The organism is Bradyrhizobium sp. 147 (assembly GCF_023073935.1).
Classification (GTDB): Bacteria; Pseudomonadota; Alphaproteobacteria; order Rhizobiales; family Xanthobacteraceae; genus Bradyrhizobium.
The window spans coordinates 133,666-145,244 of sequence record NZ_JADPKL010000025.1 but is presented as its reverse complement, the minus strand read 5'-3'; the positions used below and the strand labels follow the sequence as shown (position 1 = coordinate 145,244).

The 11,579-nt window shown below is 58.7% G+C and carries 8 protein-coding genes; all 8 read left to right on the top strand.

From position 1 onward, the window contains the following. The first annotated feature begins 12 nt into the window (after window positions 1-12). The 8 genes from nodS to nifA all read left to right on the top strand — a co-directional run bounded on the left by nodS (window position 13) and on the right by nifA (window position 11,240). A complete protein-coding gene (gene nodS / locus IVA87_RS07510; protein WP_247333174.1) occupies window positions 13-642 on the top strand; it encodes a nodulation methyltransferase NodS in 630 nt (209 codons plus the stop codon). A gap of 11 nt (window positions 643-653) precedes the next feature. Further along, window positions 654-2,366 (top strand): nodulation protein NodU, encoded by a 1,713-nt coding sequence (nodU, locus tag IVA87_RS07505; protein WP_247333173.1) that lies wholly within the window; start codon window positions 654-656, stop codon window positions 2,364-2,366. A 4-nt stretch (window positions 2,367-2,370) separates the two neighbouring features. Further along, entirely contained in the window at window positions 2,371-3,285 is a 915-nt protein-coding gene (gene nodI / locus IVA87_RS07500; protein ID WP_247333172.1) for a nodulation factor ABC transporter ATP-binding protein NodI, read from the top strand. A 3-nt stretch (window positions 3,286-3,288) separates the two neighbouring features. Next, window positions 3,289-4,077, top strand: a complete 789-nt coding sequence (locus IVA87_RS07495; RefSeq protein ID WP_247311328.1) for an ABC transporter permease — start codon at window positions 3,289-3,291, stop codon at window positions 4,075-4,077. A 198-nt stretch (window positions 4,078-4,275) separates the two neighbouring features. After that, window positions 4,276-6,288, top strand: coding sequence for a carbamoyltransferase (locus IVA87_RS07490; RefSeq protein WP_247333171.1), 2,013 nt, complete (start codon window positions 4,276-4,278; stop codon window positions 6,286-6,288). A gap of 190 nt (window positions 6,289-6,478) precedes the next feature. Then, window positions 6,479-7,453, top strand: coding sequence for a nodulation protein NodZ (locus IVA87_RS07485; RefSeq protein ID WP_247333170.1), 975 nt, complete (start codon window positions 6,479-6,481; stop codon window positions 7,451-7,453). Window positions 7,454-8,443: 990 nt separating this feature from the next. Beyond that, window positions 8,444-9,211, top strand: a complete 768-nt coding sequence (locus IVA87_RS07480; RefSeq protein WP_247333279.1) for an SDR family oxidoreductase — start codon at window positions 8,444-8,446, stop codon at window positions 9,209-9,211. 256 nt (window positions 9,212-9,467) lie between these two features. Then, window positions 9,468-11,240: a nif-specific transcriptional activator NifA gene (gene nifA / locus IVA87_RS07475; protein WP_247333169.1), complete on the top strand. Its 1,773-nt coding sequence runs from the start codon at window positions 9,468-9,470 to the stop codon at window positions 11,238-11,240. Window positions 11,241-11,579: the final 339 nt, after the last annotated feature.

Below are 11,579 nucleotides of genomic sequence, written 5' to 3'. Positions count from 1 at the left end.
GGGCATTTAGTGGTGAGCGTGGACAAGACATATCAATCGTTGCAACGGGAGCTGACTAACGATGACCCGTGGCGGCTTGACGACAATCCGTTCGAACGTGAGCGTCACACCCAATTGCTACGGCTATCGCTGTCGAACGGCGCCGTCTCAACCGGGCTCGAGATCGGGTGCGCGGCCGGTGCATTCACAGAGAAGCTTGCTCCTCACTGCAAACGGCTCACGGTCATCGATGTTATGCCGCGAGCGATCGGTCGAGCGGTCCAGCGGACCAAGAGGTGGTCGCATATCAGCTGGGCGGCGAGCGATATTCTGCAGTTCTCGACCGAAGAGCTGTTCGATCTGATCGTGGTCGCCGAAGTTCTCTACTATCTCGAAGACATGACACGGATGCGTACCGCAATCGACAAAATAGTGAAGATGCTTGCTCCAGGTGGGCATCTGGTCTTCGGATCTGCACGTGATGCCACCTGCAGGCGATGGGGGCATGTCGCTGGCGCCGAGACAGTCATCACGATCTTGACTGAAGCGCTCATCGAGGTCGAACGCGTGCAGTGCCAGGGGCAGTCGGCTGACGAAGACTGCTTGTTGGTCCGCTTTCGCAATCCGGAGCGATCTTCGATCCGTCCTAACGGCCGAGCTTGAAAGGAGCCACTATGCGTATCTGCGGTATCAAGCTGACGCATGACGGGGCAGTCGCTCTGATCGAGCACGGCCGGGTGGTGTTTTGTGTCGAACAGGAGAAGCTGAACAACAATCCGCGTTATCAAACCATCGACAACCTGGATGCCGTTGTTAGCGCCTTGGCGGAGCACGGGCTGCATCCGAGCGATGTTGATCAGTTCGTTATTGATGGCTGGGATGGAGAGTTCGAGTCGCAGTTTGAAGTCCTTAGTGGGACGACGACCATCAAGCTCAAGGGCGCGCCGTATGTCGAACGGCTAGGCGATAGCCCCCTGACGTCCCGCGATGGCATCGGCCTCATGCTTGATGGGAAGCTATATCCCTATCAAAGCTATCCCCATGTCACCGGGCACGTAGCATCCGCATATTGCGCCAGCTCGTTTGCCAAATCCGCGCAATCTGCTTTCTGCTTGGTGTGGGACGGCTGCATGTTTCCACGCCTCTACTATGTCGAGCCCCATGGCATCCGGTTCATCGAGTGCCTGTTTCCGATGATAGGTCACGCCTATGCGACGGCAGGACATCACTTTGGACCTTACAGGCGGGCAGACCGCACCAGCTGGGATCTCGGTATTGCCGGCAAGCTGATGGCCTATATCGCGCTGGGATCGCCCGACGAGGACAGTATTAAGACGTTTCATGAACTTTATGAGGCGCACTTTGCCACGGATGCTGAGGGCGCTTGTCCTGATCTTGGAGAGATCAACAGCTCACAAGCGCCGCTTGAAGCTCTGCACGACTTCTTCGACGCGTGCGCAATGCGATTGAAGGAAAAGCAAGCCGAAGACGTCCTTGCGTCATTTCACGTCTTTCTAGAGCGTCTGCTGGTTCGCACCATTGCTGATGTTGTGGAGCGGTATTCGGATCTTGCGGGGGCGCGTAACCTCTGCATAGCCGGCGGTTGTGGCCTGAATATTAAGTGGAATAGTGCATTTCGTGCGACCGGCCTGTTCGATGTCGTGTGGGTGCCGCCCTTTCCGAACGACAGCGGCTCAGCCATTGGTGCTGCTTGCTCTGCATTGGCGGCACAGCAAGGCTTTAGAGCTCTGGAATGGTCGGTCTACAGTGGACCGGCGGTGCGTCCCAGCGAAGTCCCGCCCGAATGGGAGGGCGCGCCCTGCACTATGCGTGAACTTGCGGCAATCCTCGCTTGCGACAAGCCCGTGGTCTTCCTTGCCGGGCGTGCCGAGCTCGGACCACGAGCCTTGGGTGGCAGAAGCATTCTCGCGGCTGCGAGCTGGGAAGGAATGAAAGATCATCTCAACGACATCAAACTTCGTGAGCATTTCAGGCCGGTAGCGCCGATATGCCTGGAGGATCGTGCGGCGGAGATTTTTAGCCCTGGAATACCCGATCCGTACATGCTGTTCGATCACCAGACGCGACCGGAATGGCGGGACAAAATTCCCGCCGTCGTGCATCTCGATGGATCTGCTCGTCTACAGACCGTTTCCAGAACCTCTCAGCATAAAGTGGCCGAGCTTCTCGTCGAATACGAGAAGCTCACAGCCATTCCGCTGCTTTGCAATACCAGCGCCAATCTGCATGGACGCGGCTTTTTCCCGGATGCTGCCGCCGCGTGCGAGTGGGGAGGCGTCGATCACGTATGGTGTGACGGCCTGCTTTGGACAAAAAAGCGCGCAAGCGAGGAAGCGGCGCGAACAACGTCCGTCGCGATAGCGTAAGCAAATGTCAACCGCGGCAGTCGACCTTTTCCAGGTGAGCAAGTTCTATGACGACAGGGTCGTCGTGGACGCTCTTTCGTTTACGGTCTCGCCGGGAGAGTGCTTCGGTCTGCTGGGACCAAATGGCGCGGGTAAAAGCACGCTTGCACGTTTGATCCTGGGCGTTGCATCGCCCGACGCAGGTAAGATATGCGTGCTCGGCGAGCCAGTGCCGGCAAGGGCGCGCTTGGCGCGCCGGGGGATCGGGGTTGTCCCACAGTTCGATAACCTTGATCTTCAGCTCACGGTGCGCGAAAACTTGCTCGTTTTCGGGCGCTACTTCGCCATGAGCGCGGCTGAGGTGAAAGCGGTCACGCCGTCACTGCTCGAATTCGCGCGCCTGGAGAACAAGGCGGATGCCCGCGTCTCCGAACTGTCCGGCGGCATGAGGCGACGCCTGACGTTGGCACGGGCCCTCATTAACGACCCGCAGCTCTTGGTGCTTGATGAGCCGACGACCGGCCTTGATCCGCACGGCCGTCACCTGATCTGGGAACGCTTGCGCTCGCTATTAGCGCGCGGCAAAACGATCCTTCTCACCACCCACTTCATGGAAGAGGCGGAGCGATTGTGCGACCGCCTGTGCGTGCTTGAGCACGGCCGTAAGATCGCCGAAGGTCAGCCTCACGCGCTGATCGAGCAGCAGATCGGCTGCCAAGTGATCGAGATTTACGGCGGTAATCCGCATGAACTGCTGCCGCTGGTCAGACCCCAAGTGCAGCGCGCTGAGGTGAGCGGGGAGACGCTCTTCTGCTATGTCACGGATCCAGAGCAGGTGCGCCTCCGGCTTGCCAACCGCACGGATCTGCGCTTTCTGCAGCGTCCTCCAAATCTGGAGGATGTCTTCTTGCGGCTAACCGGGCGAGAGATAAAGGACTGAACGATGTGGCAACGTTTTGCGCCGGCGCTCCCTGCTAATCCATGGAACTGGATCGCGGTATGGCGCCGCAATTTTTTGGTCTGGCGGAAAGTCGCTCTGGCATCGATTCTTGGGAATCTGGCCGAGCCGATGAGCTCTCTGTTCGGTCTCGGGTTTGGCCTTGGAATGATCATAGGTGGTGTTGAGGGGACCTCATACATCTCGTTTTTGGCGGCTGGCATGGTCGCCACAAGCGCGATGGTCTCCGCAACCTTCGAAACGATCTATGCGGCTTATGCTCGCATGCAGACAAATTGCACGTGGGAGGCAGTGCTCTGTACGCCCCTTACGCTCGGCGACATTGTTCTCGGTGAAGTGGCGTGGGCAGCGAGCAAGGCCTTGCTCGCCGGGACAGCGATCACGATTGTCGCCGTCGCGCTGGGTTACGCAGAGTGGTCATCCATCCCCTATGCGTTACCAGCCATCGCCCTCACTGGCGTGACTTTCGCGAGCCTCGCAATGGTCGTTTCAGCCCTTGCACCAAGCCACGACTATTTCATCTTCTACCAGTCGCTTATTCTCACGCCCATGATGTATTTGAGCGGGACCATCTTCCCAATGAGCCAGTTGCCCGGTTCATTTCAACGCATCGCGGCCTTATTGCCGCTGACTCATTCGGTCGATCTCATTCGTCCGGCAATGCTCGGTCGGCCGGTCGACAGCGTCGGATTGCATGTGGGCGCACTTTGCATCTACGCGGCATTTCCCTTCCTCGTCTCGGCCGTGCTGCTTCGGCAGCGCCTGATGCGGTGAGAGGAACAAGACCTAAAGCGAAGCATCGCGTGTGCGAGATGCGATATCGGGCGTAACGAACTGCCGATGCGTGCGACGCTTATGTGAGTCTCGTCACGCTAGCGATGCCTGATCGGCCCCGCGGCGACGTGCGGCCTACTCCCAAAGCAAGCGATACGAAATAGGCCAACAGGCCTCTCAGGATTAACGGAGAACAAGATGCTGTGTCTAGGATTGAGTGGCGGCCTCGACAGGGTCTATGAAAACCCCCTCGGACTACCGAACACGTTTCTGCACGACGGCGCCGCGGTACTTGTCAAGGACGGGCGCGTGCTCGCTGCCGTGGAAGAGGAGCGCCTCAACCGGATCAAACATTCAAACAAGCTCCCGAGCAGTGCGATTGAATACTGTCTTGCAGCCGCGGGTGTGGAGCTTCGCGACGTCGATCGTATTGCGTTCTACGCTACTGAAGCCTATTGCAATGCGATGCTCGAACGGTTGTTCATCTCACAACCGGAAATCTCAATTCCGCTAGATGCCAATCTGCTGTTACGGCACCTTCTAGCCACGGAGTTCGGTACCCAAGTTGATCCTTCGCGGGTGTCATTCGTAGGCCACCATCAGGCCCACGCCGTGAGCGCTCTGGCGATGTCGGGTTTTGAAGAAAGCCTGGTCCTCGCGATCGACGGTTGTGGCGACTTCCTGTCGGGTCTGTTGGCGGTCGGGTCGGGCACCGAAATGACCGAGCTTATGACCTTTCCAGAGAATAACTCTCTCGGACTGTTCTATCTGGAGACGATCCGATATCTCGGCTACGGCCTGTTCGACGAGTATAAGGTTATGGGGCTGGCTCCTTACGGAGATCCCGCACGCTATCGCGAGCTCTTTTCCCAATTCTATGAGCTCTCCGCAAACGGTGGCTACCGCGTTCACCTCGACCGTATCGGTCCGGCACTGCTGCGCAATATTGAGGTCCGGCGAAAGGGAATGCCGTTCACGCAACAGCATCGAGATGTGAGCGCATCGTTGCAGGAGGCGCTGGAGCAGATCGTGTTTCACATTCTTCGGCATTACCGTGAGTCGACTGGAATGAAACGGTTGTGCCTGGCTGGCGGGGTGGCTCACAACTGCACGCTGAACGGAAAACTCCTGTATTCAGGCCTGTTCGAAGACATCTTCGTGCAGCCGGCTGCGCATGACGCCGGATGCGCATTGGGCGCGGCACTGATGGTGTCGAACGAGGCCGGGCAGCCTGCGCCCCGCGAGCGACTACAGGCGGTTTATTGGGGGCCAGATGTCGGCAGCGACGACAGCATCGAACAGGAACTGAAGGGATGGGCTGCACACCTGGAGATTGAACGGACCGCTGACGTCGCAACCAGAGCAGCCGAGTGGATGGCTGATGGCGCCGTGATCGGCTGGGTACAGGGCCGATCGGAGTTCGGCCCTCGCGCGCTCGGCAACCGCAGTATTCTTGCAGACCCGAGACCCGCGGCGAACAAGGACCGGATCAATGCGATGGTCAAGAAGCGCGAGAGTTATCGACCATTTGCGCCATCGGTTCTGGAGGAGGATGCGGGCGCGTTCTTTGAGTTGCCGCATGGTCGCGCAGAATATCCCTTCATGAATTTCGTCGTTCGCGTGCACGAATCCAAGCGTGCTTTGCTAGGCGCGATCACGCATATCGATGGTACGGCTCGGCTGCAGACGGTTTCCCGCACGAACAATGCCGCCTATTGGGAACTCATCAATTCGTTCAAGAGCCGGACAGGCGTCCCGATTCTGCTTAATACGTCCTTCAACAACAATGCCGAACCGATCGTAGATTCCGTTGCCGATGCGATTACGGCGTTTTTATCGACCGAGCTGGATGGTCTTGTAGTCGGGTCATTCCTCGTCAAGAAGCGGGCAACAACGCTCGAAAGCTGGACTGCACTCGCCGTATCACTGCCGCCCCATGTATCTCTTTACCGGGTTCGCGCTCATGCGGGCCGAGAACGCCAGGAGACAGTCTGCGAGATCCGCATGGGTCATTCCACCCAGGACAGCGTGCGCGTCTCGCATGACCTGTTCGACATGCTGATGCAGATTGAGAAGGAAGCTGTTCTTGCCGATCTTCTCGCCAGGGTCACCTCTGACAGGACTAGGCGAGAAGCGCTCGTGAACGAACTGCGCGGGCTCTGGGATCTGCGCCGTATTCGGCTGCATCCGTCACAGACTGCGCGGTCGTAAAAGGTGGGCAATGCGGAAGAGGGCTCCTTGGACGCTCTTGCATGACCTGCCAATCGCGGTGCCGTGGAGGAGGGCTTGCGGGTTGATCGCCTTGCGTCGAGGTGACCAGCCGTCCATTGGCGTGGATCGGAATCGCAAGAGTTGGTGCGCCACACAAAACTAATCTTGCGCAACGAGAAGGGTTTATAACTTGACGAAGGAACGCTTTGTTATTTCGCGCAGGCGTACCGGCTTTGGTGACTGCCTCTGGTCGCTGGCGTCAGCATGGTCGTACGCGCAGCGGACCGGGCGGACGCTCGTCGTTGACTGGCGCGGTTCCTGCTACATCGACCAACCGTTCAGCAACGCCTTTCCGGTGTTCTTCGAGCCGCTTGAGGACATCGCTGGGGTGCCGGTGATTTGCGATGACCGGATCAACCAGCTCTCGTTTCCCGGACCGTTCTTCCCGCGGTGGTGGAATAGGCCGTCGATCGACTGCATCCATCGTCCGGATGAGCAGATCTTCAAAGAACGTGACGAACTGACCGAGCTGTTCCAGGCAAGAGAAGATAACGAAGCCAACACCATTGTCTGTGACGCCTGCCTGATGTGGCGTTGTGGCGAGGAAGCCGAACGACTGATCTTTCGGAACATCAAGCTCAGGTCTGAGATTCAAGCGCGGATCGACGCCTTGTATGAGGAACACTTTAGCGGCCATAGCATCATTGGCGTTCATGTTCGGCACGGCAATGGCGAAGATATCATGGAGCATGCTCCGTACTGGGCCGATTCGGAGCTCGCCCTCCGTCAGGTCTGCATGGCAATCCGTAAAGCCAAGGCTTTGCCATATCCAAAGCCTGTAAAGGTCTTCCTGTGCACGGACAGTGCACAGGTGCTCGATCGCCTATCGGGTCTGTTTCCCGATGTCTTCGCCGTACCAAAACGTTTCCAGGCCGATCGGGCAGGGCCGTTGCATAGTGCCGAAATGGGAATTGAAGGTGGAGCTTCCGCTCTCATGGACATGTATCTTCTTGCGCGATGCGCTACAGTGATCCGCTTTCCCCCCACCAGCGCCTTCACGCGCTATGCCCGTCTGTTCGTGCCACGGATTATTGAATTCGACAAGAGCAAGCCGGAGCACTTGACCATGATCGATAACCCATACGAACATTTCGCGGCTTCATGAAGCGCCAGAATGTGAGCCTGAGGAATGGCGGGCTACATCATCGGTTTGAGACTGCTGGCTCGACACCATCGCGTTTCGCAACGTCTCGCAGGATCGGTGGATGGCGACTTCCGTCCCGCAAGCGACGGCTGACCGGCGCACCACCACGGTGCGGTGGGAGGGCGAACGCCTGCGAAGCGTAAGGCCAATGCCCGCGGGCACCGGCGGCCTTGCCCCGCAATGCTTCAGGCCCTCCTGTGTAAGTCGAGTCGCGCGGAAAGGTTATGGTTCTGTCATCCACCGGCCAAATCCGCCATCGCGGGCCAGACGGTGAAAAGCACGGCAATGGCGGTTCGGGTCGCCGAGGAAAATCTGACGTAACAGACAGTCACGTCAGAATGTCCCAGCAGCAAGGAGGCGCGTCCGGTAGATGGATCGCCTTTGCTGGGCACCCCTTTTACGGTCAGCTCGTTTTCTGGACGACGGCCTTGTTCATGCGCCGCTCGCAGAGTCCTTTCGGACGGAGGTGGATGAACCGCGGGGCCGGCGGCCCGTCGATATTGCTCAAGAGCCGCATGTGCGGCCGCGCGTACCATGGCCGAGAGCAACTTGGACGAACTGGTCATTAAATCCTGATCTCCGCCAAAGGCAGCTTACCTATCTCGTCCAGCCCGCATGACCCACAGACCACTCATGGAGGACGACGCAGTCAGCTCGCGATGGAAACACCAGCCTCTCGGCTCGAAGGCTTAGCGCACGCAGTGGGCAGCACCCGGGAGCTCGACGACAGCCATTGCTGCGTGGTTGGTGTCGAAAAGCAAACAGGCCAGATGTTCGGAACCTGCCATTTGCGTCCTACAAGCGCGCCACCTGTGCCCTGCATCGCTCTGGCCCGGATCCTGCACCAGGTGCACAGGCGAGGGGAGCGGAGGGGAGTCGCGTGTGAATCTAGGTCTACCCGATGACAATGCGGTCACAGCTCAATCGTCGGAAACGGACGCTCGCGGTCCAATTCACGCCGATGGAGGGGGCCGTCCGCTGCGTGAGCGGAAAACGCTGGTATTGACCGGGGCATCGCGCGGTATCGGTCGCGCCACGGGAAGATTGTTTTCGGAAGCCGGTTGGCGCATCATTTCTTGCGCGCGCCAACCATTCGAGGCGGTGCGCTGCCCATGGGACTCAGAGGGGGATAGCTATATCGAAGTCGACCTGAGCGATCATCGGACGTTACCGCGCGTGATTGCCCAGATAAAGGAGCGCCTTGCCGGCGCACCGCTGCAGGGACTGATAAACAATGCCGGAAACTCACCAAAAACGCCAAACCGTGCCCGGCTTACGTCGCTGGCGACCTCAGTCGATACCTGGATGAGCGTGTTTCACCTCAATCTGGTGGCGCCGATCCTGCTCGCTCAGGGTCTGTTCGATGAGCTAAAAGCGGCTTCAGGCTCGATCGTCAATGTGACTTCGATCGCCGGAGCGCGGGTGCATCCATTTGCAGGAACGGCATATGCCACGTCGAAAGCTGCGCTCGCTTGTCTCACGCGCGAAATGGCGCACGATTACGCCTCACATGGCATTCGCGTCAATGCGATCGCGCCCGGCGAAATCAAGACGGACATTTTGTCGCCTGACACGGAAGCGTATCTTGTGCCAAAGATCCCACTACGCCGGGTGGGTACACCCGAAGAGGTCGCCAAGGTCATTTTCTTCCTATGTTCAGATGCGGCGAGTTATGTCACTGGCGCCGAAGTGCCGATCAATGGCGGGCAACACTTGTGAGTGAATTCGTCCCTGAACCCGGCTAACTGAGTTTCATCGGTGGAAGCCATGTTGGCCGGGGCGAATCCGCGCAGCGAGTTGGAAAGAATAAAGCGGCAAATCTAGCACTGTAAGTGCTGCCGGCGTGCCATGAAGAGGCGTCATCTCTCGCCCCGCCCTGAGAACCGGATGTCAGATCGAGGCAGGCATGCAACACGAGTCCAACAAGTCCGATCGAGGTGATGGGGAGGATCAAGAAAGGAACGGAGAAGTCATTATGCTGGACAGCGTTTCCCTGCGCGAAAGACCAAACTCAACCTCCGACGCGGGCCCTTCCGCTTCTGCGGACCCTTCCGCTTCTATTCTGCCGTCGCAAGAGAAATCGCTAAGCACGATCTTTGAAATAGCGCACACGCTCACCGGCCTATGCCGGCTCGAAGCCAAGCTGGCGAGCGTCATCGAGCGTCTGCCATCGCTCGTGCAGATGCGGCGCGGCATCGTATGTCTGTTCGAACATGACGGGGTGCCCCAGATCATCGTAGACGAGGGCCGGAGCGCAGGGCGCGACGCGCGTTGCGGGGGGCGCTTGCCGCAAGGAGCAATTGATCAAATTGTGGCGACGGGGCGGCCGCTCATCGTCGAGAACGTAGCGCTGCAGCCGATCTTCAGTTCTTCGGACGTCGAGATGCTAGACGCCGCCGATAATACGTGTGTTGCGTTCATCGGCGTTCCCATAGAGATCGACGAGAAGGTTGTGGGTACGCTGAGCATCGACCGCATCGCAGACAACGGGACGCACGCGCAGCTCGAGGACGACCTCCGCGTGCTGACGATGGTCGCAAGCCTTGTGGGCCAGACGGCGAAGCTGCATTGCGTTTTTGCGCGCGATCGCGGGCGGCCTATGGACGAGGAGTTCCGGCCGCAGAAGCAGCTGTCCGAACTCAAGCCTCATGGGTGGGAGCGTAAGAAGGTCCAAGTCGATGGAATTATCGGCGACAGCCCGGCTCTGCGCGCGATGCTTGAGAAGATCGAGCTGATCGCAAAATCAAATAGCACCGTTCTGTTGCGTGGCGAATCGGGTACCGGCAAAGAGCTGGTCGCGAAGGCTATTCACGAGCGTTCAGCGCGCGCCAAACGCCCCTTTATCAAGCTGAATTGCGCAGCCCTCACCGAGACAGTGCTGGAATCCGAATTGTTCGGTCACGAGAAGGGGGCGTTTACGGGCGCATTCAACGCGCGGAAGGGGCGCTTCGAACTCGCCGACAAGGGAACGTTGTTTCTGGATGAGATTGGCGAGATCTCGGCCTCGTTCCAGGCGAAACTCCTGCGCGTACTTCAGGAGCAGGAGTTCGAGCGGGTGGGCGGCAATCAGACGATCAAAGTCGACGTCCGCGTGATTGCAGCCACGAATAAGAATCTTGAAGAGGCGGTGGCAAGGAAGGAGTTTCGTGCCGATCTCTATTATCGCATCAGCGTGGTTCCTCTGCTACTGCCGCCGCTGCGCGATAGACGCACTGATATTCCGCTTCTCGCCACTCGATTCTTGAAGAACTTCAACAATGAGAACGGCCGTGCTCTGGTCTTCGAGTCAAGTGCGGTTGACGTTCTTATGAATTGCGGATTTCCCGGTAATGTCCGCGAGCTGGAGAACTGTGTGCAGCGGACCGCGACCCTGGCGCACGGATCATCGATCGGAAGAGACGATTTTGCCTGCTGGCACGGGCAATGCCTGTCGGCCACGCTATGGAAGTGCGGGCCGGAGCAAGTGGCGCGACAGCCGAGCCCGATAATCTCACTTCCCACAAGGCTGAGCATGCCGCCGACACATCCTGTGGCACACGATCAGCCGGTCGGTAGCGAACTGACGCCGCTAGAGCCACCCGGCCGACCTAGCATAGGTGCCGCCAAGGTCACAGATCGCGAGCGTGTAGTCGCGGCGATGGAAAGGTCCGGGTGGGTACAGGCCAAGGCGGCGCGCTTGCTTGGACTGACGCCGCGCCAGATTGGCTATGCCTTGAGAAGGCACGGTATCGAGATCAAGCGTTTCTGATTAAAAAGTCGGGCTCGCGTCTCTCTCGCTCGCCCGGGCGCGGTAGGAGAACGTGCAAGAGGCGGTACTCTGGTCCATGAAGCGGATACGAAACCGATGTGCTCTGCTTGGGGGTGGCCATGCCGGGAAGTGTAAGCCCTCTTCGCGTCAGCCGGTGCTGGTCATCGTCCGCTTGCAATGTATTCGCCCTATGAGAAGTGATTAGGTGTCGAACTAGCGCAAGATCGCGGCCGCGCCGTTTATGGCGCAGCTCAGATCAGAGAGATCACGTCCGCTTTACGCAGCCCGTCGCAGTCCCCAACGGTCTCACCGTCAGTCGCCAGCTATTGCATTCGTCTC

Excerpts from the sequence above, each read along its gene's own strand:
- nodU (WP_247333173.1), top strand. The coding sequence starts at position 654 with ATGCGTATCTGCGGTATCAAGCTGACGCATGACGGGGCAGTCGCTCTG.
- nodI (WP_247333172.1), top strand. The coding sequence starts at position 2,371 with ATGTCAACCGCGGCAGTCGACCTTTTCCAGGTGAGCAAGTTCTATGAC.
- IVA87_RS07495 (WP_247311328.1), top strand. The coding sequence starts at position 3,289 with ATGTGGCAACGTTTTGCGCCGGCGCTCCCTGCTAATCCATGGAACTGG.
- IVA87_RS07490 (WP_247333171.1), top strand. The coding sequence starts at position 4,276 with ATGCTGTGTCTAGGATTGAGTGGCGGCCTCGACAGGGTCTATGAAAAC.
- nifA (WP_247333169.1), top strand. The coding sequence starts at position 9,468 with ATGCTGGACAGCGTTTCCCTGCGCGAAAGACCAAACTCAACCTCCGAC.